Annotated in this window: 25 protein-coding genes; 12 read left to right on the top strand and 13 right to left on the bottom strand. The window is 66.7% G+C overall.

Features of this window, described 5'->3' with window-relative positions:
• Positions 1-70 precede the first annotated feature (70 nt).
• Positions 71-457 (top strand): VOC family protein, encoded by a 387-nt coding sequence (locus tag ACRSCF_RS29060; RefSeq protein ID WP_012202828.1) that lies wholly within the window; start codon positions 71-73, stop codon positions 455-457.
• A gap of 139 nt (positions 458-596) precedes the next feature.
• Here the strand turns inward: ACRSCF_RS29060 and ACRSCF_RS29055 are convergent, their stop codons facing one another.
• Together ACRSCF_RS29055 and ACRSCF_RS29050 are read right to left on the bottom strand one after the other, a co-directional pair.
• Complete coding sequence (locus tag ACRSCF_RS29055) at positions 597-998, bottom strand: hypothetical protein (RefSeq protein ID WP_016449868.1); 402 nt, start codon at positions 996-998, stop codon at positions 597-599.
• Between the two features lie 32 nt (positions 999-1,030).
• Positions 1,031-1,672 carry a peptidoglycan recognition protein family protein gene (locus ACRSCF_RS29050; protein WP_082254180.1) on the bottom strand — a complete coding sequence of 214 codons (642 nt, stop codon included), beginning with the start codon at positions 1,670-1,672 and terminating at the stop codon, positions 1,031-1,033.
• Between the two features lie 369 nt (positions 1,673-2,041).
• On the opposite strand from ACRSCF_RS29050, the gene ACRSCF_RS29045 reads away from it, so the two are divergent.
• The 3 genes from ACRSCF_RS29045 to ACRSCF_RS29035 all read left to right on the top strand — a co-directional run bounded on the left by ACRSCF_RS29045 (position 2,042) and on the right by ACRSCF_RS29035 (position 5,141).
• Complete coding sequence (locus ACRSCF_RS29045; protein ID WP_016449866.1) at positions 2,042-2,653, top strand: class I SAM-dependent DNA methyltransferase; 612 nt, start codon at positions 2,042-2,044, stop codon at positions 2,651-2,653.
• The gene (locus ACRSCF_RS29040; RefSeq protein WP_244387629.1) at positions 2,650-3,498 is read left to right on the top strand and encodes a tRNA-uridine aminocarboxypropyltransferase; all 849 of its coding nucleotides are present in this window, start codon (positions 2,650-2,652) and stop codon (positions 3,496-3,498) included. The genes ACRSCF_RS29045 and ACRSCF_RS29040 overlap by 4 nt, the downstream gene beginning before the upstream one ends.
• A gap of 494 nt (positions 3,499-3,992) precedes the next feature.
• Positions 3,993-5,141 carry an acyltransferase family protein gene (locus tag ACRSCF_RS29035; protein WP_016449864.1) on the top strand — a complete coding sequence of 383 codons (1,149 nt, stop codon included), beginning with the start codon at positions 3,993-3,995 and terminating at the stop codon, positions 5,139-5,141.
• A gap of 80 nt (positions 5,142-5,221) precedes the next feature.
• On the opposite strand, the gene ACRSCF_RS29030 is transcribed toward ACRSCF_RS29035, so the two are convergent.
• Together ACRSCF_RS29030 and yjjJ are read right to left on the bottom strand one after the other, a co-directional pair.
• On the bottom strand, positions 5,222-5,869 hold the full coding sequence (locus ACRSCF_RS29030) for a DUF924 family protein (RefSeq protein ID WP_432675172.1): 648 nt from the start codon (positions 5,867-5,869) through the stop codon (positions 5,222-5,224).
• A gap of 200 nt (positions 5,870-6,069) precedes the next feature.
• On the bottom strand, positions 6,070-7,422 hold the full coding sequence (yjjJ, locus tag ACRSCF_RS29025; protein WP_244387628.1) for a type II toxin-antitoxin system HipA family toxin YjjJ: 1,353 nt from the start codon (positions 7,420-7,422) through the stop codon (positions 6,070-6,072).
• Between the two features lie 497 nt (positions 7,423-7,919).
• Between yjjJ and ACRSCF_RS29020 the strand changes: the two genes are divergently transcribed.
• The 3 genes from ACRSCF_RS29020 to ACRSCF_RS29010 all read left to right on the top strand — a co-directional run bounded on the left by ACRSCF_RS29020 (position 7,920) and on the right by ACRSCF_RS29010 (position 10,507).
• Entirely contained in the window at positions 7,920-8,369 is a 450-nt protein-coding gene (locus ACRSCF_RS29020; protein WP_223275342.1) for a DUF1439 domain-containing protein, read from the top strand.
• Positions 8,370-8,605: 236 nt separating this feature from the next.
• Complete coding sequence (locus ACRSCF_RS29015; protein ID WP_013804547.1) at positions 8,606-9,328, top strand: glutathione S-transferase C-terminal domain-containing protein; 723 nt, start codon at positions 8,606-8,608, stop codon at positions 9,326-9,328.
• A 132-nt stretch (positions 9,329-9,460) separates the two neighbouring features.
• Positions 9,461-10,507: a pirin family protein gene (locus ACRSCF_RS29010; protein ID WP_012202840.1), complete on the top strand. Its 1,047-nt coding sequence runs from the start codon at positions 9,461-9,463 to the stop codon at positions 10,505-10,507.
• Positions 10,508-10,523: 16 nt separating this feature from the next.
• On the opposite strand, the gene ACRSCF_RS29005 is transcribed toward ACRSCF_RS29010, so the two are convergent.
• From ACRSCF_RS29005 to ACRSCF_RS28995, 3 genes are read right to left on the bottom strand one after another with little or no spacing between them, the layout of a single operon-like run.
• On the bottom strand, positions 10,524-10,976 hold the full coding sequence (locus ACRSCF_RS29005; RefSeq protein ID WP_013804545.1) for a carboxymuconolactone decarboxylase family protein: 453 nt from the start codon (positions 10,974-10,976) through the stop codon (positions 10,524-10,526).
• Positions 10,977-10,991: 15 nt separating this feature from the next.
• Complete coding sequence (locus ACRSCF_RS29000) at positions 10,992-12,368, bottom strand: lyase family protein (RefSeq protein ID WP_034366897.1); 1,377 nt, start codon at positions 12,366-12,368, stop codon at positions 10,992-10,994.
• A 16-nt stretch (positions 12,369-12,384) separates the two neighbouring features.
• Positions 12,385-13,401 (bottom strand): Bug family tripartite tricarboxylate transporter substrate binding protein, encoded by a 1,017-nt coding sequence (locus tag ACRSCF_RS28995; RefSeq protein ID WP_034366900.1) that lies wholly within the window; start codon positions 13,399-13,401, stop codon positions 12,385-12,387.
• A 100-nt stretch (positions 13,402-13,501) separates the two neighbouring features.
• On the opposite strand from ACRSCF_RS28995, the gene ACRSCF_RS28990 reads away from it, so the two are divergent.
• Positions 13,502-14,395, top strand: a complete 894-nt coding sequence (locus tag ACRSCF_RS28990) for a LysR family transcriptional regulator (protein ID WP_047326367.1) — start codon at positions 13,502-13,504, stop codon at positions 14,393-14,395.
• A 111-nt stretch (positions 14,396-14,506) separates the two neighbouring features.
• Complete coding sequence (locus tag ACRSCF_RS28985) at positions 14,507-14,977, top strand: FKBP-type peptidyl-prolyl cis-trans isomerase (protein ID WP_026062580.1); 471 nt, start codon at positions 14,507-14,509, stop codon at positions 14,975-14,977.
• An 87-nt stretch (positions 14,978-15,064) separates the two neighbouring features.
• On the opposite strand, the gene ACRSCF_RS28980 is transcribed toward ACRSCF_RS28985, so the two are convergent.
• Positions 15,065-15,910, bottom strand: a complete 846-nt coding sequence (locus tag ACRSCF_RS28980) for a class III extradiol dioxygenase family protein (RefSeq protein ID WP_244387626.1) — start codon at positions 15,908-15,910, stop codon at positions 15,065-15,067.
• A 47-nt stretch (positions 15,911-15,957) separates the two neighbouring features.
• Positions 15,958-16,299, bottom strand: coding sequence for a protocatechuate 4,5-dioxygenase subunit alpha (locus tag ACRSCF_RS28975; protein WP_016449852.1), 342 nt, complete (start codon positions 16,297-16,299; stop codon positions 15,958-15,960).
• 76 nt (positions 16,300-16,375) lie between these two features.
• On the opposite strand from ACRSCF_RS28975, the gene ACRSCF_RS28970 reads away from it, so the two are divergent.
• Complete coding sequence (locus tag ACRSCF_RS28970) at positions 16,376-17,395, top strand: LysR family transcriptional regulator (protein WP_244387625.1); 1,020 nt, start codon at positions 16,376-16,378, stop codon at positions 17,393-17,395.
• Here the strand turns inward: ACRSCF_RS28970 and ACRSCF_RS28965 are convergent.
• Positions 17,297-18,178: a gamma-glutamyl-gamma-aminobutyrate hydrolase family protein gene (locus ACRSCF_RS28965; protein ID WP_012202849.1), complete on the bottom strand. Its 882-nt coding sequence runs from the start codon at positions 18,176-18,178 to the stop codon at positions 17,297-17,299. The genes ACRSCF_RS28970 and ACRSCF_RS28965 overlap by 99 nt on opposite strands.
• 371 nt (positions 18,179-18,549) lie before the next feature.
• Here ACRSCF_RS28965 and ACRSCF_RS28960 point away from each other — a divergent pair, with 371 nt between their 5' ends.
• Entirely contained in the window at positions 18,550-18,930 is a 381-nt protein-coding gene (locus tag ACRSCF_RS28960) for an HPF/RaiA family ribosome-associated protein (protein WP_016449850.1), read from the top strand.
• Positions 18,931-19,027: 97 nt separating this feature from the next.
• Here ACRSCF_RS28960 and ACRSCF_RS28955 read toward each other — a convergent pair whose 3' ends face one another.
• Positions 19,028-19,966 (bottom strand): pirin family protein, encoded by a 939-nt coding sequence (locus ACRSCF_RS28955; RefSeq protein WP_016449849.1) that lies wholly within the window; start codon positions 19,964-19,966, stop codon positions 19,028-19,030.
• Positions 19,967-20,157: 191 nt separating this feature from the next.
• Between ACRSCF_RS28955 and ACRSCF_RS28950 the strand changes: the two genes are divergently transcribed.
• A complete protein-coding gene (locus tag ACRSCF_RS28950) occupies positions 20,158-20,454 on the top strand; it encodes a hypothetical protein (RefSeq protein ID WP_016449848.1) in 297 nt (98 codons plus the stop codon).
• 81 nt (positions 20,455-20,535) lie between these two features.
• Here ACRSCF_RS28950 and ACRSCF_RS28945 read toward each other — a convergent pair whose 3' ends face one another.
• Together ACRSCF_RS28945 and ACRSCF_RS28940 are read right to left on the bottom strand one after the other, a co-directional pair.
• Complete coding sequence (locus ACRSCF_RS28945) at positions 20,536-20,946, bottom strand: OsmC family protein (protein ID WP_244387624.1); 411 nt, start codon at positions 20,944-20,946, stop codon at positions 20,536-20,538.
• A 57-nt stretch (positions 20,947-21,003) separates the two neighbouring features.
• A complete protein-coding gene (locus ACRSCF_RS28940) occupies positions 21,004-21,900 on the bottom strand; it encodes an MBL fold metallo-hydrolase (protein WP_017404645.1) in 897 nt (298 codons plus the stop codon).
• Positions 21,901-21,910 lie beyond the last annotated feature (10 nt).

The following is a 21,910-nucleotide window of genomic DNA, read 5'->3' as shown; positions in this document are numbered from 1 at the left end:
CGCATGGGTGACAGCAGGACGGCTTGCCGCAGCTAACATCCCGGTTCGCATCAACCAAGGAGACACAGGCATGTTCAGCCACGTCATGGTCGGGGTCAACGACCTCGAAAAATCCAAGCAGTTCTACGACGCATTCCTGGGCGCGCTCGGCATTGCGCCGGGCATGGCCAACAAGAACCGCTATTTCTACCGCAGCGCGGGCGGCACGTTTGCCATTTCCACACCGATCAACGGCGAGGCCGCCTGCCACGGCAATGGCGCGACCATCGGCTTTGCGACGCAGTCGCCCGAGCAGGCCGACGCGGCCCATGCCGCCGCCGTGGCAGCCGGGGGCGTGACCTGCGAGGATCCGCCCGGCTGGCGCGAGGCTTCGCCCGGTGGCCGGCTGTACTTGGCCTATGTGCGGGATCTGGATGGCAACAAGCTGTGCCTGTTGCATCGGCCGCCGAAGGCCTAAGTTTCTGACCGTGCCGGACGGTGTTTTTTCGGGGCTGGAGCCCTGACGTCGAAACGCCAAAATGCAAATAGCCGATGTGCCATAGCTGCACTCGGCTGTTTTTATTGCGATTGGCCAACGTGGTGCCGCGCCAGAACAATCACCATTGAAATGGCTTGAACTTGCATTTTGGGCAGTGCAATACCGTCTTGTCCCTGCCCTCCAGGAACAGCGCACCGCCCCGGAACTGGTTGATGCTCCAACTTCCACGGCTGCCATCGCTGAATGCGATTTCGCCGCTTGCATAGCAGGGCGACCAGTCTAGCGTGTAGTGTGCGTCGTTTTCGTTGGTGGTTTTTGCCTGTTGAAAATAACGGCGCACCTGGGAGATGGTCAGGACAAAGTTGGCGCAACTCACCGCTGGGTCTTTTTCGACGGGCGATTTGGCCGCGTTTTCCTGGATGGTGATCTGGCTGATCTTGGGAAGTATCAGTGGGCACAGTGGCGGCTCGAACTCTGAGCCTTTTGTGCATTGATTGGCGGCGGAGGCGGTGCTAGCCATAACAACTAGCAGGGGTAAGGTTAATAGTGATCTCACCATTTTGCTGAAATCGCTTCCGTAGGATTTTTTCTAGAGACTTCTGGGTGCCTGAAAACTTCGCTCATAGATATTCTTAGTGTCAGCGTTAATTCCGCGATAAGCCACTGTAGTGCATTGTTCTGCTCGCTTGTAACGGCCTGATAAGTTTTCTTTTCGTCTGGTATGTTCCCGCCACGAGGAAGTGCTTCACCTACCAATTCAATGCCAATGCTGTCTTGGTTGGCCGGAAATCGTGCTGGAACCTTTTTCAGCATCTCGCGCTTGTTCTCTTGGGTTGGATTGAAGCGTTGTAACGATTTTAATTCAACTGGCGTGCATCGCTTTTCCAATAAACAACGCGCTTTTATTTTGCCAATGTGCCATGTTTGTTTGTAAAGGGAAGCGGTTTGATATATTGTTCTATCTTTCTCTATCAGGAAATGTGCTCCATTTGCTGATGGGTTTTTGTAATTATCAATTGAAGACTGTGCTGTCGATCCTCCAGTTTGATGAACAATGATGCCATGAATTTCCTTCATTTCACCACGTTCAATGGTGGGTGCGATGGCTCGCTTTATAAGGGAGTGGATTGCTATTCCATTTCTATCAATTATTAGCATTTTAGTACCAATGATGTAGGCCTGCCGATGGCCCATGGGTGTTAATTTGGTATTTTGCTGGATATCGTAATTGCCGTTGATATGTTAGCCATGATGGGTATTGAGTGGTTGGATTGAATTTGTAAAATTATGCAATCCTGATTTTTTTGTCATATCTCGCAGTTTTTTAGATGTTTGGGCGGCTGTTGTTGTGATCTGATATGCAAATCAGTCTGTCTTGCGGAGTAGCAACTGTCTTGGCTTATGCGGGCGATCAAGAAATTGGTCGACAACCGGACAGGCCCGGCCTCGGAAAAAAGCATCACCCGGCAGGGGCAAAAAACACGCGTTCCCATACCCACTGCCCTCTGCGCCATACTCCCGCCCGAACGCGCCCACCGGGCGCTCACCCCCCAAGGAGAATGCGTGCAATCAGCAAGTGACCAGTGGTTCGACGAGGCGTACTACCAGCGCTACTACTTCGACAAGAAGACCAGCGTGGTCGACACCGAGCATGTGAACCGGCTGGGCGCTTTCGTGTGTTCCTATCTGAACTATGTGCGGGTGCCGGTGCGCCGCGTGCTGGATGTGGGCTGCGGCATCGGTCTGTGGCGCGAGGCGGTGCAGCGCCACTTCCCCGGTGCCAGCTACCACGGCGTGGAGTTCAGCGAGTACCTGTGCGGGCGCTTCGGCTGGGAGCGCGGCTCGGTGGTGGACTATGCGGCGCATGATCCTGCAGAGCCCTTCGATCTGGTGATCTGCCAGGGCGTGCTGCCCTATCTGAGCCCGCCGGATCTCAAGCGCGCGCTGGCCAATCTGGGGCGGTTGAGCCGAGGCGGTCTGTATGTGGAGGCAGTGGCGCGCGAGGATTACGAACGCGGCGTGATCGATGAGGATCTGACCGATCCGCGCCTGTTCCGCCACCGGGCCGATCTGTACCGGCGCGGGCTGGCCGAGCATTTCAAGGAACTGGGCGGCGGCGTGTGGCTGAGCCGCCGCGCCGAGCTGCCGCTGTTCGAGCTGGAAAGCGTGGGATGAGCATGGAGCTGCCTGCCCAGGCGCCGGTGTCTCCGGTGCCCCTGTCCTATTTGCGTGGCGTGGATTCGGGCGTGGCGCCGCATGCGGTGTCGCGCCTGCGCACGCAGCGGCTGGCGCGCAGCACGCGGCCGTTCCTGTCGCGCGGCGGGCCGCGTGGTGAGCGCTGCGAGGGTTGCCGGCTGCGGCCTTCGCACTGCATCTGCGCGCTGCGGCCCATGCTGCCGACGCGGGCAGGCTTTTGCCTGCTGATGCACGATGCCGAGCCGCTCAAGCCCAGCAACACGGGCTGGCTGATCGCCGATGTGGTGGAGCAGACGCACGCCTTCGGCTGGGCGCGCACCGAGGCCGATGCGGGCCTGCTGGCGCTGCTGGCCGATCCGCAGTGGCAGCCCTATGTGGTGTTTCCCGGTGAGTTCGTACAGCCGCCGCAGCGCGTGGTGCACACGCTGCCGGTGCCCCAGGCCGCGGTCGTGCCGGGCCAGGAGCGGCGCCCGCTGTTCATCCTGCTGGATGCGACCTGGCCCGAGGCGCGCAAGATGTTCCGCAAGAGCCCTTACCTGGACCGCTTTCCGGTGCTGAGCCTGCACCCGGATCAGGTCTCGCAGTACCGCCTGCGCCGCTCCCAGCGCGAAGACCACTTCTGCACCAGCGAGGTGGCCGCCCTGTGCCTGGAGCTGACGGGCGATGCGGGCGACCGGCGCGCGGGCCGCGCGCTGGAGAGCTACCTGGCGCTGTTCACCGAGCACTATCTGCGCGCCAAGAGCCAGCAGCCGGTTCAGGCAGACAGTGCCGCGCACCGGGGTCTGCAGGACGCCGTCTCATCCCGCTGTACGCCTGAAGAATAAAAACGATAGCGGTGAATGCTTGTGTTCATTGGGATTGGCGTCGTTTTGTTCCAAATTGTTGACGGCGCATCCATCGCCCCTGCCCGGTGTGCGCCGGTGGCTTCACGGGGTGGAACGGGCCAGGGTGCAGCGGCGCCAGCACAAACCTCCTGTTACGTTCTGGCTGCAGGGCGCCTCCCATACTCGCGGCGTGCGAAGAAAGGCGAGTGGACGGCAGGGCGGGGGCATAGGATCCCGGGCTGAATGTCCATCGAACCTCGTCCCCGGGCGGTGATGGCTAGAATTGGATTTCGCTGAAATTCATCGGCCTGGCCCCGCTCAAGCGGGGCTTGTTCGTGCACGCAGGGCTGCCCGTCGAGGTGGCCCGCATCCTCAGGGCGCGCCGCACCGCGGCACGCGGATTGCTGTTCACCGCATCCGCCGGGAACCTTGGGACGTGCCGTCTCTCTTATCGCGCTGGACCATGCGTTGCACCCTTCGGGGCCGGCTGCGCCATGGCCGCGTGCTCCATTTTCTTGGGGTTTGTTCATGGCTCGGGGCCCATTGCTCCGGCGTTGGAAAGGTGTCCGGTTTTGGTGGTCAAGGATTTCAAACTGCGCTACAACCCCGCCCTTGACGGGCTGAGGGGCGTGGCGATCCTGTTGGTGATCTTGTCGCACTCCCATGCGCCTCTGTTTGATGGCGCGTTCTTCGGGGTCGACCTGTTTTTCGTGCTCAGCGGCTATCTGATCACTTCGCTGCTGCTGATGGAAAACGATTCCGAGGGCCGCATCGGCTTCTGGCGCTTTTACCGCCGCCGCTTCTTCCGCCTGATGCCGGCGCTGGCCCTGTTTCTGGCCGCGTACTGCATCTTCGCGCCCATGCTGTGGCCGGACCTGAACGACATCTACTCCGATGCGCTGGTCTCCATCCTCTATCTGGCCGACTACGGCATCGCCTTCTTCGACAGCCCGGACACGCTGCTGCACATGTGGTCGCTGTCGGTGGAGGAGCACTTCTACCTGATCTGGCCGCCGCTGCTGGTGCTGCTGCTGCGCTTTTCCAAGCCGGGCCGCCTGTGGCGCCCGATTGCCCTGCTGTGGGCGCTGAGCTGGCTGTGGCGCGTGTACTGGGTGGACCAGGGTCAGCACTTCTATGAGATCTTCTTCCGCTTCGACACCCGCGCCTCGGGCCTGTTCGCCGGTGCGCTGCTGGCGGCGCTGATGATCGAGCGCCCGGACTTCATCGCTGCGCTGAAGGCGCGCATGCACCACGCCATGTGGGTGCCGCTGGCCGTGCCGCTGTTGATGGCGCTGCAATGGGACAACCAGGACGCCATGGTCTGGGGCATCACCGTGGTGGAGTGCGCGGCCGTTGTGCTGCTGGTGGCGGTGAGCCAGGGCTCGGGCCTGGTCTACGACATGCTGTCGTCGCCCATGCTGGTGAAGCTGGGACGCCTGTCCTATGGCGTCTATCTCTGGCACTACCCGGTGGTGCGCTATCTGCGCGCCGACTTCTCGTGGCCCGTGGTCGTGGTGCTGGGCCTGGCGATCTCGGTGGTGCTGTCGGCGCTGTCCTTCTACACCATCGAGCGCTGGGCGCTGCGCATGCGCGATGGCGAGCGCAAGGGCGGCGAGCGCCAGCCGCAGGCGCAGCCGGCCTGAATGCCGGCAGCGCGCCGAAAGCAAAAAGGGAACGTTGGCACGTTCCCTTTTTTTGTGGGTGAAGGAGATCTGCTGCGCTCTCAGAACCCTGCGCCGGGCTGGGACAGGTACTGCAGTTCCTCGGGCGTGCTGGTGCGGCCCAGGATGGCATTGCGATGCGGAAAGCGGCCATAGCGCACGATGACGTCGCGGTGCCGGTGGGCGTAGTCCAGCGTGCCGGCCAGGAACTCGCGCACGCCCTCGCCGCCAGTGTCACCGGCCTGGTCGGCCAGTGCCTGGAAGGCGGCCACGCTGCGGTCCTGCAGGGCCAGGTCCTCGGCATGCTCCAGCGGCAGGTAGCAGAAGATGCGGGCCACGGCGGGCAGGTCGGCATGCCGGTCATGGCCCTGGGCGATGCCGTCCAGCGCCAGCTGCAGCGCCTGCGGGTCGCCCGCAAAGCTGCGCGCCGTGCCTCGGAACAGGTTGCGCGTGAACTGGTCCAGCAGCACGATCAGCGCCAGCCTGCCCAGCGCCGTGCCGGCCCAGGCGTCGAGTCGGCCGGCCAGCGCGTCTTCGACCAGGGCACCGAAGCGCTCGCGGATCTGGTTGTCGGTGGCCTCGGACTTGATGAACCACAGGTTCTTGCAGGCCAGGGCGCTTGCATTGTCGGGGCGGGTGGAGCCCAGCCAGTAGCCGAGCACGTCGGCAATGCGGGGGTCTACGGCGGAGGAGGGTGCAATGCTGGTCATCGGGGGCCCGTGTCTGGTCGGATGAGGAAAGCTTCGATTGTGCAGGCGGTGGCGGGCCGAGGCTGTGGATGGCCGGTTCTACGCAGATGGATAACAGTTTGTGCAGAGGTTTTTCCAACCAATATGCACAGATTTTTCAAGAGGATTTCTATTGGTTATCAACAGGTGGTGTCATTGATTCCATTGGAGGTGCTTGAAAATCAAGCGGCAAGGGCATCAAGATTGCTTTCGGCAATACTGCGGAATTCCCCGGAGATGCGCGCATCCTGCGCCACGGCCCGCCAGAAGCGCCGCGCCAGTGCCTGGGCGCGCGGCCATTCGGCCAGCGTGGCGGCCGTGGGGCGCGGGGGCTGGGCGCTGAAGTCGCGCTCCACGATCTCGCCATTGATGGGCATGTAGAGCATGGGCAGCATGTCGTAGGTGGGCGACAGCGCCCAGTCGCCCTGCGGCTGCGGCAGCACGAAGGAGATGTTGCCGTAGTGCCGGTCGGTGTTGGCGATGAGTTGGCCGTAGGCCTCGAGCAGGCGCAGGCTGCGCGCATCGGTCTCGGTGATGAGGCCACGCGCCGCCAGGCGGCTGGCCGTGGCGGCCCAGTTGTCCACCTCGCCCACGTACTGGGCATTGAGCACCTGCAGGGAGACCATGCCTATGCGTCCGGGGTTGCGGTCCGGCGGCGGTGCGCAGCCCGGCTCGGGCTGGCTGCGATCGAAGCGCTCCGATTCGAGAAAGGCCCGGCCGCCATCAATGAAAAGCCGCGTGCGCGCGGCGGGCAGGCCGTCTTCGGCCAGGGTCTGCAGCGCCAGATGCTCGCAGACCAGCAGGTCGCGTATGCGCTGCTCGGCCGGCGCGTCGCCTGCCGGGGAGAACTTGACGATGACGCTGCGCCCGGCCGTGGTGCAGCAGAACTTGGGCTGCTCGCCGCCCGCCGACGAGCCCGGATGCGTGCCCTGCATGGCCTGCATGGCCAGGCGCGGATACTCGGCCGGCGACTCGGCGCGCAGCGCGCGGGCGGGCAGGGTGTGGAAGCGCTCGAACGCGGCTTCGCCCACGATGAGGTTGCCCGGCAGGTCCTCGCCGAATCGGGCCAGGGCGCGCAGCACGTCGTCCTCACCCCATTGGCGCGGGTCGCCGCCCAACTGCAGTTCGGGATGGCTGTGCGCAAAGGTGCGGCCGATGAAGCCCTGGGGCCGCATGTCGTCCAGGAACCAGGGCAGGCCGTCGTGCTGCTCGCTGAGGCCATCGGCCTCGTCCACCCAGAAGCCGCCGCCGTGCAGCGCGATCATGCGGCCGAAGGGCGATGCGTGGCCTTCGGTATCCACGCGCATGATGGCCACCTCGGCGCCCACGCCCGCCACCTGGCGCGGCAGCACATAGCGCTGCGTGCGCGCCGCACCCACCTTGCGCACCTGGCCCGACCGGATCAGCGGCGCCAGCGCGCGCGACACGGTGGGCTGGCTCACGCCCAGCATCTGCTGCAGCTCGCGCGCCGCCAGCGCACCGCCCTGGCGGCGCAGTGCCGCCAGTACCTGGGTGGAGAGGTCTTCCAAGGCCATGGGAATCAATTGATGAATGAATAAAAATAGGGGGTAATTTATTAAAAATCAATGATTTATGCAAATCAATGAATGAATATATGAATAAATTAATGCGCCGGTGGAGGGCCGTGCCCAAGGCCGCGGCAAAGCTGGGCGGGCGGGAGGGCCGGCCAGAAGGATTGGGTGATGTTTCCGTACGGGTGGCGGTACTGCCTATGTCTGATGGGCGCTCGCTGTGAAGCGCCTTCGCGCAGGTGCCGGGCAACACCCACTGCAGGGACAGGGAATAGCCCCTGGCGGGACAATGCCGATCTCAAAAAACATAGCGCCATGCGTATGGCATGCATGGCGCTTCAGGGTTTCGTGTCGGGCTTTCTGGGGCTTGTGCTGTCGTGATGAATCGCCGCTTTTTGTTGATGGTCCTGGCCACGGGCTGCAGCCTGGCTGCGACCGGATGTTCGGGAAAGTCCGGGCCTGGAAATGTCTCGATTTCGCGGCAAAGGCTGCAGGAGGTGGTGGCCCAGCGCTTTCCACGGCAATTCCCCGTGGCCGGCATGCTGCAGCTCAAGCTGCATTCGCCGGTGCTGGGATTGCTGCCCGAGCGCAACGCGCTCAATGCGGTGTTGCAGGCCGATCTGTCGGGACCCGTGCTCAAGCAAGCCTATGGCGGCCATCTGAACCTGGACTTCGCGCTGCGCTACGAGCCCACGGACCGCACGCTGCGCGCCCACCAGATCAAGGTCAACAGCCTGGTCATCAACGACCTGGCCCCCGCCATGAGCGACATGATCACCACCTACGCCAGCGCCCTGGCCGAGCAGGCGCTGGGCCAGCTCGTGCTCTACCAGCTGCAGGACAAGGACCTGGCCCTGATGGACTCTCTGAACATGGAGCCCGGCGCCATCACGGTGACGCCGGACGGCCTGAGCGTGGCCCTGGTCCAGAAGCCCGTCGCGCCGCGCTGAGAGCTGCGCCGGGCGGGCGGTGCTCGGTTCAGCCGTGCGCCTCCATCCGAGCGCCTCGGTAGCCGGTGCATGGCGGCGAGCGGGGAGACTGGCCATGCAATCTGCGTGGGTTGTCATGACCCGGCGGCAGGGCCGGGCCGCCATTATTTGGCGTGCCAAGCATGGCTGGGCGCCGAACGCTACGATGCAGCGGCCATCGATTTCTTGGCGAACCCGTCCAGCCTTCAAGGTGCCCCATGACTCCACAGAATCCGCTTTCCGCCTTTTCCGTCACGCGCAAGTGGCCGGCCACGCAGCCGGACCGCATCCAGCTGTATTCCCTGCCCACGCCCAACGGCGTCAAGGTGTCGATCGCTCTGGAGGAGATGGGCCTGCCGTATGAGGCGCACCGCGTGGGCTTCGAGAGCAATGACCAGCTCTCGCCCGAGTTCGTGGACACCTTTCCCAACAACAAGATCCCGGCCATCCTGGACCCGCAGGGTCCGGGCGGGAAGCCGCTGGCGCTGTTCGAGTCGGGCGCCATCCTGGTCTACCTGGCCGAGAAGTCCGGCAGCCCGCTGCTGCCCGCCGACCCGGCCGCGCGCTATGAAACGCTGCAGTGGCTGATGTTCCAGATGGGTGGCGTCGGCCCCATGTTCGGCCAGCTGGGTTTCTTCCACAAATTCGCGGGCAAGGACTTCGAGGACAAGCGCCCGCGCGACCGCTACGTGAACGAGTCCGTGCGCCTGCTGGGTGTGCTGGAGCGCCGCCTCGCAGGCCGCGCCTGGGTGATGGGCGAGCAATTCACCATTGCCGACATCGCCCTGTGGCCCTGGGTGCGCAACATGGTGGTGGAGCAGGGCTACAACGCGGCCGAACTGCTGGGCTGGGAGCGCTTTCCCGAGCTGCAGCGCGTGCTGGCCGCCTTCGTGGCGCGCCCGGCCGTGCAAAAGGGCCTGGTGACGCCGCCGCGCAACTGACCCGGCGGGCGTTGCATTCCTGGGCCGCACTGTCCCAGCCATGGTGGCTTTCAAAACCGGCGCGGGGGCCGCATCTGTCCGAGAATGCAGCGCCCCCTTTTTTCTTGCGGGCGCAGCCTCACAGGAGCCACGATGACCGCAGCCACCACCCCCGTCCTCCAGAGCCAGCCGCTGGGCCCGCTGTGGCCCACCATGGACCCCTTCCTGTTCTGTGCCCACCATGACGATGCCTATCCGCCCAGCGATGGCCGCCTGGGCGTGCAGGCCGTGGACCTGGAAGGCCGCCAGATGGGCAGCGACTTCAGCCGCAAGGACGGCTTTTCCATGTACCACGGCGATGGCGTGCCGGGCTTTCCCGGCCATCCGCACCGCGGCTTCGAGACCGTGACCCTGGTGCGCAAGGGCCTGATCGACCATTCCGATTCGCTGGGCGCGGCCGCGCGCTTTGGCGGCGGCGACGTGCAGTGGCTGACGGCCGGCAAGGGAATCCAGCATTCGGAGATGTTCCCGCTGCTCAACAGCGACGCGCCCAATCCGCTGGAGCTGTTCCAGATCTGGCTGAACCTGCCTGCGCGCTCCAAGATGGTGGAGCCGCACTTCACCATGTTCTGGAATGAGCGCATCCCGCGCCTGGAGCACGCAGACGCCGCAGGCCGCAGGACCGTGGTCACCGTGGTCGCAGGCAGCCTGCCCGGCACGGCGGCCGCCCTGCCTCCGCCGCCCGAATCCTGGGCCTCGCAACCCGAGGGCGACGTGGCCATCTGGACGCTGCGCCTGGAGCCCGGCGCACGCTGGACGCTGCCGCGCGCAGCCGGTGCGGACACGCAACGCATGCTGTATTTCTTTGCGGGCCAGGCACTGCAGGTCGGGCCCACGGCCCTGGCCCAGCATGCGGCCCTGCATGTGGATGCCACGCAGGACTGGGAGCTGCACAACAGCGGCGCCGACGCCGTGGAATGCCTGGTGCTGCAGGGCCGCCCCATTGGCGAGAGCGTGGCGCAGTACGGCCCCTTCGTGATGAACACGCAGCAGGAAATCATGCAGGCCATGCAGGACTACCGGCGTACCCAGTTCGGCGGGTGGCCCTGGGCCGAGCAGGACCCGGTGCATGGCGCAGAGAACCGGCGCTTTGCGCGCTACCCGGGCGCTGCGGCCGAGGAGCAGCCTCCGGCCGCCTGAGTCCGGTCAGGCCGCGTCAGGCCGTGTCTGCGGGTGGATGAAAGCTGGCCGGCGCGGGCGTGCGCCCCAGCTCCTTGAGGATCTTCAGCGTGATGGCCATGCCGGTGTTGCCTGCGGGCACGCCGGCATAGACGGCGGTCTGCAGCAGCACTTCGCGGATGGTGTCCAGGTCCAGCGGCGCGGCCTCGGCATCGGCCGGGTCGGCCAGCAGGCCCGTGCGGATGTGCAGCTCGAACTCTTCCCAGCGGCCCATGGAGGCCGTGATGGCCAGCACCATGATGCGGCGCGTGCGGCGCTCCAGGCCGGGGCGGCTCCAGATGCCGTCCCAGGCGTAGGCCGTGATCATGCGCTGGAACTCCACATTCAGTTCGTTGGCGCGCGCCACGGATTGGTCCACCCATTCATCGCCCAGCACGCGGCGGCGGTTGGCAAGGCCGCGCTGCAGGGCGTCGGCGGAAGGTTCGGTCATGGCGGGGTTCCTGTGTCAAGCATGGGAATGGGCATTGGCGTGGGCGTGGGTCTGCGGCGCTGCCAGCAGCGCCAGGCATGCATCATGCGATGCCTGCACGGCGCGGGCCGGGTCGCAGGCCCGGGCCAGCGCATCTTGCAGCGCTTGCAGGGCTGCTGCGTCCAGCCGGGGCGCGGCCCATTCGGCCAGCAGCAGGCGCAGCTCGCGTCCCTGCTCCAGCGCCTGCGGGGCCAGCAGCTCCACGGCGGCCAGGGCCTCGGGCTTGCCTGTCCAGTGCGCCATGGCGTGCACGCAGGCCTCTGAAAACACCAGTCCGTGCAGGCCCCGCACATGGCCCAGCATGCGCTGCGGAAGCACCTGCAGCGACTGCGCGGCCTGGCGCAATGCGGCGGCGGCGCCATGCACATGGCGCCACAGGTCGGGCCAGTGCGCGACCTCGGCCTGCCACTCGCCCAGCGCGCGTTCATGGGCCTGGGCCATGCAGCCCAGCAGCAGGGCCGCGAGTTGGGGGATGGCCTGGGCCTGTGCCACCGCCTGCATCAGGTGCACGGGATTGCGCTTGTGCGGCATGGCGCTGGAGGTGCTGCCGCGCGGCGCCTCGGCGATCTCGCCCACCTCGTACTGCGCCATCAGCGACCAGTCCCGGGCCAGCTTGGCCAGGCTGCCGCCGCACACAGCCGCTTCCATGGCCAGGCGCATCCAGTCGTCGCGCTGCGTATGCCAGCTGCGGCCGCAGGCCGACAGGCCCAGGCGCCGGGCCAGTGCCTGCTCCACCTCGGCACGGTGGCTTCCCAGCACGGCGCCATTGCCCACGGCGCCGCCCAATTGCACGCACAGCGCAGCGGTGGCAAGCCTTTCAAACTGTTCGATGCTGCGCCCCACGGCGGCAGCCGACTGCGCGCACTTGAATCCGAAGCTGGTGATCTGCGCGGGCTGCAGCAGGCTGCGCGCCAGCATGGGCGTGGCCACGTGCGTGCGGGCCAGGGCCTGCAGTGCGGACTGCAGCGCGTCCAGCTCGGCCAGCAGCGCCTGCAGGGCCTGCTGCGTGAGCAGGGCCTGCGCCGTGTCCACAGCGTCCTGCGTGGTCGCGCCCCAGTGCAGCCAGGGCAGGCCTTCCGGGGCGTGGGCCTGCAGCCACTGCTGCAGCGGCCGCACCACGGCCAGGCCCAGCGCGCCGCTGGCGCGTGCCTGCTCCACCACGCCTTCGCATGTGAGCGGCGCCTGCGCGCAGGCGCGCGCTATGGCCTCGGCGGCCGGGCGCGGCACCAGGCCGCAGTCGGCCTGGGCCTGGGCCAGCGCGCTCTCGAAGCGCAGCAGCGCGTCCAGCCAGCGCGCGTCTGCAAACCAGTGGCCGCTGTCGGCCGGGCCCAGATAGTCCTTCACCAATGACATGCTGTCCTTGCCGGTCTCAGGCCGTGGCGCCCGAGGCCTTGATCACGGCGGCCCACTTGGCGCTCTCCACCTGGATGCGGGCCGCGTACTGCGCGCCATCGCCCAGCAGCGGCACGGCGCCCTCGATGCCCAGGCGCGACTGGAAGGATTCGGCAGACGCCACCTTGAGGACGTCGCGCCCCAGCGCGCGCACCGTCTCGGCAGGCGTGCCCTTGGGCGCGAGGATGCCGTAGGTCAGCGAGCTCTCGAAGTCGGCCAGCGCACGCACGCCGGACTCGGCCACCGTGGGCACGTCGGGCAGCTGGGGCTGGCGTTTGGCGCTAGTCACGGCCAGGGCGCGCAGCTTGCCGGCCTTCACCAGGGCCATGGCCGCGGGAATCACGCCAAAGCTGAAGTCCACATTGGCTCCCACCAGGTCGGTCAGCGACGGGGCCGTGCCTTTGTACGGCACATGGATGGCCTTGGCGCCCAGCGCGTGGGCGAACATCTCGCCCGTCAGGTGGCCGCCCGTGCCCGAGCCGCTGGAGGCGTAGTTCATCTCGCCGCTGCGCTTGCGCATCTGCTCGGCCAGGTCGGCCACGCTGCGCGCGGGCGAGGAAGCCGGCACCACCAGCAGCAGGGCCGACGAGGCGAACATGGCCACCGGCTGCAGATCGGTGGCCGCATTGAACTTGAGGCCCGGATACAGCGAGGGATTGATGGACACCGTGCCCGTATGGCTCAGCAGCCAGGTGCCGCCGTCGCCGGCCGCACGCACCACGGCTTCCGTGCCCAGGTTGCCGCCCGCGCCGGCCTTGTTCTCCACGATCATCCCGTAGCCGAAGGACTCGTTGAGGCCATGCGCCATCTGCCGCGCAAATACATCGTTGCCGCCGCCCGGCGCAAACGGCACCACCAGGCGGCTGCCGCGCTTCTGGGCCCAGGCCGGCAGCGCACAGGCGGCCAGCGCGGCGGCGGCGGCGGACAGCCACATCCGGCGCGGCAAAGAGTTCTGAGAGGCTTGAGCGGTTTGAGCGGTGGGCCGGGAATCCATGCGTCTGTCTCCTGAAATAGTCGTTGTCACGCAGTGTGGTGCAGCGCAGCCTGGGAAAACAGCAGTTGCATCTGCGTTGTGATTCAAGAAAATGTGTGAAATGGACGTGAGATACATACACAATTTCTTGAGAGTGGTGGACACCGGCTCCATGTCCGAGGCCGCTCGCCAGCTGGATCTGAGCCCCTCGGCCATTGCCCAGCAGATGCGCGTGCTGGAAGGCGAGCTGGGTGCGCCGCTGCTGGTGCGCCATGGCCGCAGCGTGCGCGCCACCGAGGCGGGTGAGCGGCTGTTCGAGCGCGGCCGCCAATTGCTGCAGGACTTCGAGGGCCTGCGCGAATGGGTGGCCTCGGACGCGGACGGCGGCGAGCTGCGGCTGGGCACCGTGAACACGGCGCTGCACGGCTTTGTGCCCGCCGTGATGCGGGCCTTCGTGGCGCGCCACGCCGAGGTGCGCATCAGCGTGCGCGCCGGCCTCACGCCCGAGCTGTACACGGCCCTGGTCCAGTCCGAGCTGGACGTGCTGATCTGCCTGCAACCCTCGTTCGACCTGCCAAAGACCGTGTGCTGGGCCGAGCTGCGCCAGGAGCCTTTGGTCGTGCTGTGCCGCGCCCGGGATGCGCAGCAGGACCCGCTGGCCCTGCTGCGCACCCGGCCCCTGGTGCGCTACGACCGATCCCTGGCCGGTGGCCGGCTGGCCGACCGCTACCTGCGCGCCCAGGGCATTGCGCCGCTGGAGCGCATGGAACTGAACTCGGTGCTGGCCGTGGCCATGATGGTGGACCAGGGGCTGGGCGTGGGCTTGGTGCCCGACATCGGCCCCGTGCTTTCCCAGGGCCGCGACGTGCGCGTGCTGGCGCTGCCCGATCAGGCCGGCGGCGAAGGCCCCCGGCCTGCCGATGCGCGCAAGGTCGGCCTGCTGTGGCTGAACACCTCGGCCCGCGCGCGCTGGGCGCGCAGCCTGCTCGAATGCGCGCGCGAGTGCCTGGGCTGAGGCTGGGCAGCCGGTGAACCCCCGGTCCCGACGCTGGAATGCCCCAGGTCGCCGACAATGGCGGCTTTGCGCGGCGCGCCTTTTGCGCTGCGGTTTTCCAAGGCCTTTGCCATGAACATCACCAAAGACACCGCCGTCACCATCAACTACAAGATCACCGACAAGCTGGGCAAGCTGCTCGACAAGGGCGATGTGGCCTATCTGCATGGCGGCTACGACAACATCTTCGCCAAGGTGGAAGCCGCCCTGGACGGCAAGACCGTGGGCGACACGCTGACCGTGGACCTGGCCGTGGAAGACGCCTTCGGCGCGCGCGACGAGAGCCTGACCCGCACCATCCCCAAGGGCGAGTTCCCACCCGGCGTGAAGGTCGGCGGCCAGCTGCGCGGCACCGATGACCAGGGCCAGCCCCAGATCTACCACGTGGTCAAGATCAAGGGCCCCGTGGTGCTGCTGGACGGCAACCACCCGCTGGCCGGCATGGCGCTGCACTTTGCCTGCAAGGTCACCGAAGTGCGCGCGGCCAAGCCCGAGGAAATCGAGCACCGCCACGTGCACGGCGGCCACGGCCACCACCATTGAGAGGCACGGCCGGGATACACCCGGTCCGCACGGCTACGCAGAGCACAAAGGCCGCCTGGCATGCCCGGCGGCCTTTGTGCTTTGCGACTAGACCGCCTCCAGCGCCAGCAGCGCCGTGGCGGTGTTGGAGATCGGTATGTGGTAGTTGCCGTGCACGCGGCGCACGCCGGGCGCAGCCGCGGACAGGGCGCCGCGCATGGCCAGCCACATCAGCAGTTCCACGCCCTGGGTGCCGGTCTTTTCCACGAGTTCATGCACGCTGAACTGCGTGGCCCATTCGGGATTGGTGGCCATGCTTTCAAGGAACTGCAGGTCGAAGGCCTTGTTGATGAAGCCCGCGCGCTCGCCATCGAGCTGGTGCGACAGGCCCCCTGAGGCAATGACGGCCACGCGCTGGTCGCTGTTCCAGCGCGCAATCGCCCGGCCCACGGACTGGCCCAGCGCATAGCAGCGGCGCGCCGAGGGCAGCGGGAACTGCACGGTGTTGATGCACACCGGCACGACGGCCACAGGGCAGTCGCCCTCGGGCCAGAACAGCTTGAGCGGCAGCGTGCAGGCGTGGTCCACCAGCATCTCCTGGCAGCTGACCACATCGAAGTCCTCGCCCACCAAGGACTCGATCAGGTGCCATGACAGCTCCGCGTGGCCGCGCAGCGGTGCCAGCGTGGGAATGCCCCAGCCTTCGTCGGCGTTGCAGTAGCGCTCGGCCGCGCCCACGGCGAAGGTGGGCATCTTGTCGAGGAAGAAGTTCAGGCCGTGGTCGTTGTAGAACACCACCACCACGTCGGGGCGCTGGGCGGCCAGCCATTCGCGGATGGGCGGGAAGCCGTCGAAGAAGGGCTTCCAGTACGGCTCGTTCTGCAGGCCCTTGTGGATGGCGTTGCCGATGGCGGGAATGTGCGAGGTGCCGAGGCCGCCGATGAGATGTGCCATGGTGGGTGTCTCCTGTGCTGTGTCTTGCGTGTGGGCTGCGGCGGGGCTCAGGCGTGCGAGCGCAGCAGGGCCTGGAATTCGGCCTTGGTCATGCCGGTCTGCTGGGCGCCTATGTCCTGCATGTCCAGGTGGAAGATGCCGGCCAGCTTGGCCAGGTAGTAAGCGTTGCCGCCGGCCGCGATCATCTGCAGCACGTTGCGCGCGCGCACGGCCTCGGCCTGCTCCTGGTTCAGCCCGTAGCTGCGCATATAGGCCTCTTCGTCGGCCAGGAAGGCCTGGCGGTTGGCCAGCTCGTTGAAGGAAAAGCACATGCTGTTGAGCGCATAGCCCTTGCGGGCCTGCCTGCCGTCGAACAGGGTGGTGCCGGGAATCTGCGGCTGATCGGCCATGTTTTGTCTCCGGTATTTGCGTTGGATCAGCGGCAGTGTCCGGTCCGCGTTGCCAAAGATAAAGCGGCGGCCAATCATGGAATGCATGAGACAAATCGATGGATCGCAGCTCGATGGCAGGCTGCTGCAACTGCTGCTGGCCGTGCTGGAGACCGGCAGCGTCACGGCGGCGGCGCAGCGCCTGGGCGTGACGCAATCGGCCGTCAGCCATCTGCTGGACAAGCTGCGCGCCATCACGGGCGACCGATTGTTCGTGCGGCAGGGGCGGGGCATTGCGCCCACGGCCCATGCACTGGCGCTGCAGGACCCGGCGCGCGAGCTGCTGCGGCAGATGCAGCAGTTCGGCCGGGGGGCCAGCTTTGACCCCGCGCACTGGCGTGCCGAGATCACCATTGCCGCCAACGACCTGCAGCGCGAGCTGCTGCTGCCCGCACTGGCCCGGCGCCTGCGCTCAGCCGCGCCCCGGACGGTGCTGCGCGTGATCGACAGCGGCGCGCCCGATGCCGAACTGCTGCGCTCGGACGCCTGCCTGCTGGCCATCAGCCCGCGCCCGCCCGATGTCACGGACATCGTGCAAAAGCGCCTGTTCAGCGATGAGTACGCCGTCTTCTATGACAGCGCCGTGCGACAGCCGCCGGCCAGCCTGGCCGACTATCTGCAGGCCGACCACGCCACCGTGGCCTATGCCGACCGCCAGGCGCTGGACCTGGACCTGCAACTGCAGGCGCGCGGGCTGGAGCGCCGCTTTGCCGTGCGCGTGCCGGGCTTTGCGGCGCTGGCCGCCTTTGTGCGCGGCACGCCGCTGCTGGCGACGGCGCCATCGCTGCTGGGCCGCACGGCCCTGTCATCGCTGGCCAGCGTTGCGGTGCCCGTGGACTGCCCGCCGCTGCCCATGTTCATGATCTGGCACGCGCGCCACCAGGCCGATCCCGCCCATGCGTGGCTGCGCGGGCAGTTGCAGCAGGTGGTGGCGCAGGCGCTTGGCGGCGCCGGGCCGTCAATGCCTGCGGAGCAAGGCGCGCCGCAGCAGGCGCGCGGCGCGGTTGCGGATCTGGAAGGGGCTGTGGCTCACGGCCGGGCTCACGCGGGCGCGTGAGCAGGCGGCCAGGAAGTCGCGCAGCAGCACGCTGTCATCCAGCGTGCTGGTGTCGGGGTTGCGGAACTGGAATTCGGGGTGCCACTGCGTGGCCGCGATGTAGCTCTTGAGCGTGCCGGGCTTGCGGAAGATGGCCTCGGGGATGCGGTCGGGCAGGCTCCAGGCCTCCACATCGAACTCGGGCGCCACGTCCTTGATGCCCTGGTGGTGGATGCTGTTGACGCGTGCGCGGTCCAGCGTGGGATACAGCGCCTCCAGCCGGCTGCCGGGCACGATGGCGATGTCGTGGTAGTGGCGGTCGTACTCGGTGGGATTGCGGTGCAGCTGCGAGCCGGGCACCTGGGTCTCGATGTCCTGGTAGAGCGTTCCGCCGAAGGCCACGTTGATCAGCTGCAGACCGCGGCAGACGCCGAAGATGGGCTTGCCGGCCTGGGAAAACGCCTCGACCACGGCCAGGTCGTAGAGGTCGCGCACGCGGTCGCCCAGCCATTCGGGGCGCATGGGTTCCTCGCCATAGCTGCCGGGCCAGACATCGGCGCCGCCATGCATGACCACCCCATCCAGCCACTCGGCATAGTGCTCCAGCGTCACGTCGCCGCGTGCGGTCTCGCCTGTGGGGCAGGGCACCATCACCACCATGGCGCCGGCCGACATGATCCAGTGCGCTATCGATTGCTCCACGTACTGCAGCGTCTTGCCCGTGAAAAGCGGACGCTGCGGGTCCGCATGGGAGAAACAGGCCGAAAGGCCGATCTTGAGGCGGCGTGAGGCAAGTGGGCTCATGGGGTGGTGGGCAAGGGGAAAGTCCTGATGGTCACGTTGTAAGCCCAATCGTGCCTGCGACCTGTAGGAAGGGGTTGAACGCCCGCGACCGGCGCAGGGCCATCACCGCAAATAGGTGTAGGTGAATGCAAGAGTTGTCTTGAGGCATCTCAAGCTTCTTCAGCGCGCTGAACCCGGCGTCGTCCCTCTGGGTGTAGCCTGTAGGCAGGGTGGGGACTGCGGATGCTGCAGTGCGAAAAACCTGACGACGCAGGGTGCGACTTGCTGTGCAGGCAGCCCGCATGGCGTTACGATGGTTTCGCCAGTTCATCAATGGCCCCGACAACCCCGCCGCGCCGGTGGTGCGGCTTTTGGCGACTAGGAGGATATGCATGCAAGTTCAGGTTCATGCCGACGATTCGATCCAGGGTGGCGAGTCCTTGGCGCAATGGGCGCAGGAAGAAATCAACGCCAAGCTGGCGAGATTGAAGGACTATGTGGTGCGCGTGGAGGTGTTCCTCACGGGTGTCGATGCGCTCAAGACCTCGGGGGCTCCCGGCAAGCGCTGCGTTCTGGAGACCCGGGCCAATGGACGCCCGCCGATCGCCGTGAACGCCGAGGCCGAGAAGGTCAAGGACGCCTTCAACGCCGCCATCGATAAGCTGAAGCGGGCGGTGGAAACCGATCTGGGCAAGCTCAAGGACAAGCATGGCCGCGAGAGCGTGCGCGGCGTGGAAGATGGCACCGAGGTGGATGCGGCCAGCCCGGCCTGACCCTCGAAACTCCCGCAACATCAACGGCAAGGCGCCCCTTTCGGGGCGCCTTTTTGCTGGGGCGGCCATCGCCGCGAAGACTGCGGTACGGCGCGTTTCAGCGCGAGGCGCGCAGCACCACGCCGTCCAGCGAAGGCGCATGCAGCGGCGCCAGGGGCGAAGCCAGCGGCGGTCCGAAGCGGCGCGCCGCAGTGGCGGGCTGCCGGGTCTCGGCCTCCCACTGCGCGCGGGCCTCGGCGATTTCCTCTCCCGTGCGCGCCACGAAGTTCCACCACAGCAAGATGGCTTCATCCATGGGCTCGCCGCCAATGACCAGCAGGCGGCTGCCGGGCGCCGCTTCGATGGCGACCGAGGGCGTGCCCAGGGGCAGGTAGAGCAATTCCTCCACCGGCAGCGGCTGGCCGTTCACGCGCACGTCGCCTTCCAGGCTGAGCACGGCATGCTCGAAATCGGCGCGCAGCGGCAACGTGGCGACGGCATTGGCGCTGCGTGCGTTGTCCGCATGCAGGTCCACGCTCATCAGGGGCGTGTGCACCTCGGCGGGCGACGTCAGGCCCAGCGCCTCGCCGGCCAGCACCGTGGCCGTGAAGTCTCCCACCGTGGTCCTGGGCAGCTCGGGGTAGTGCTGGAAGCGGGGCGGACCGTTGCGGTGCGATTCGGGCAGCGCAATCCACAGCTGGGCGGCGTGGATGTGCGAGGGCGTCTGGCTTTCCTCGGAATGGGCGATGCCGTGGCCTGCCGTCATCAGATTGACCTGTCCGGGCCGGATGATCTGGGTGTTGCCCAGGCTGTCGCGGTGCAGCACTTCGCCGCGGATCATCCAGGTGAAGGTCTGCAGGCCGATATGGGGATGCGGGCCGACCTGCATGCCGGGCGGCGCGGGATCGGCGGGGCCGGCGTGGTCGAGAAAGCACCAGGCACCGACCTTGCGCAGGGCGCGCTGCGGAATGGCGCGCTGGATGGGAATGCCGCCCACGTCGGCGGTGCGGGTGGGAAGGTGCTGGGGCTGGGAGTTGGGTGGGGACGTGTCGGACATGGGCGGATCGGCCTGGTTCGTGGGGGAGGCCACCAGTGTCGTGCAGCTCGGCGCAGCAGGCAAACCAGGATCGCAGATATTGGGCCTGTTCGCTGACAGCGCATTCTCAGGAACATTGTTTACATTCGAGGAACGGCCCGGCGCCCGTCCTTTTGGCGGGCGCCGGCCTCACTCTTACAGGAGAAAACGCCATGAATACATCCGTACAGACGCACGCCGAAGCCGCTGAAGAGGCGGTCCAGAGCGCCGTGGAAGTCCAGCGATTCCCCGAGAAATTCGAAGCCACGGTCACCGGCAATGTGCAGCACCGGGTAGGCGATGGCCAATTGGAAGACATTCCGCGTGGCACCCGTGTGCAGGTGGCCACGGCCATCGGAAGCTATGTGCTGTCCTGGACCCAGGAGGATCAGCCGATCACCGTGTCGCTGGCCAAGCGGGAGTTCGAACTCTATGTCGATACGGGGGAGATCGAGGTCAGCGAAGCCTGACGCCGGCCATGTCCCCGTCCACTCCGAAGGCCCTGCGGCATACCTGCCGCAGGGCCTTTTGCATGGTGGCCAGTCCTTCGCTCAGGCGGGCAGCTGCAGCGCGGTCTGGATGTGCACTTCGCCGGCCAGCAGCTTGTGCACGGGGCAGGCCTCGGCCACCTGCAGCAGGCGCTGGCGCTGTTCGTCGTCCAGGTCGCCTTGCAGGGTGATCTGGCGTTCGATCAGGTTGCCGCTGGCCGGCGTGCCTTCGGGGTTCAGGCGCAATTGCACATCCACCTGCTCCAGCTTCCACTGCTTGCGCGCCGCATACATCTGCAGCGTGACCGTGGTGCAGGCGCCCAGGGCCGACAGCAGCAGCTGCAGGGGGTTGGGCGCCGTGTCGCCGCCGCCCTTGTCCGCGGGCTCGTCCACATGCCAGCTGTGGCCTTGGGGGTCGCCAAGCGTGACGCGATAGGGGGTGTCCGTGCTGGTGGCATGGGCGCTGTGGATCATGGAAGGTCCTTTGTCCTGGGGGTGTCGCAAGAGGGGTGGGGGAGCCAACGGACGACTCTACGCCTGCTTCGCGTCCGCTGCCTGGGGCCGATGCTTCATGCGCAGCGGAATTTTGAGGTAGTGCACGCCGTTGGCCTCGGCCTCGGGCCAATGGCCTGCGTGCATGTTGACCTGGATGGCGGGCAGCAGCAGGGCGGGCGCGGACAGCGTGGCGTCGCGCCGGTTGCGCATGGCCACGAAGCTGGCCTCGTCCACGCCCGCGTGCACATGCACGTTGCCGGCACGTTGGTCGGCCACGGTGGTTTCCCAGGCGTGGCGGTCGCGGCCCGGCGCCTTGTAGTCATGGCACATGAACAGGCGTGTTGCGGGCGGCAGGGCCAGCAGGCGCTGGATGGAGCGGAACAGCGTGCGCGCATCGCCGCCCGGAAAGTCGGCGCGCGCCGTGCCGTAGTCGGGCATGAACAGCGTATCGCCCACGAAGACCGCATCCTCGATGCGGTAGGACACGCAGGCGGGCGTATGGCCGGGCGTGTGCAGCACCTCGATGCGCAGCCCGCCCAGGGGCAGGCTGTCGCCGTCTGCCAGCAGTCGGTCGAAAGGCGGCTCCCCGGCGGGCGCGGGCAGGTTGAAGACGGGGCGGAAGATGCGCTGCACCTCGCGGATGTGCTCGCCCACGGCGATCGGGGCGCCCGTGCGCTCGCGCAGGTACGGGGCCGCGCTGAGGTGGTCGGCATGCGCATGGGTTTCCAGGATCCAGCGCAGGCGCAGGCCCTGGGCCTGCGCGGCGGCCAGCACGGCATCGGCCGAGCCGGTGTGGGCCTGGCCGCTGGCATGGTCGTAGTCGAGCACGGGGTCGATGGCGGCGGCCTCGCCCGTGTTCGCATCCCAGACCAGGTAGGTCACGGTATGGGTGGCTTCGTCGAAGAATGGCGCGATGCGCAGCGGCGAGGTCATGAAAGCACTC

Origin of the sequence: Delftia sp. 11MD, assembly GCF_050907895.1 — a bacterium.
In the GTDB taxonomy this organism is placed as follows: domain Bacteria; phylum Pseudomonadota; class Gammaproteobacteria; order Burkholderiales; family Burkholderiaceae_C; genus Comamonas; species Comamonas tsuruhatensis.
This window is presented reverse-complemented; position numbering and strand designations above follow the sequence as displayed.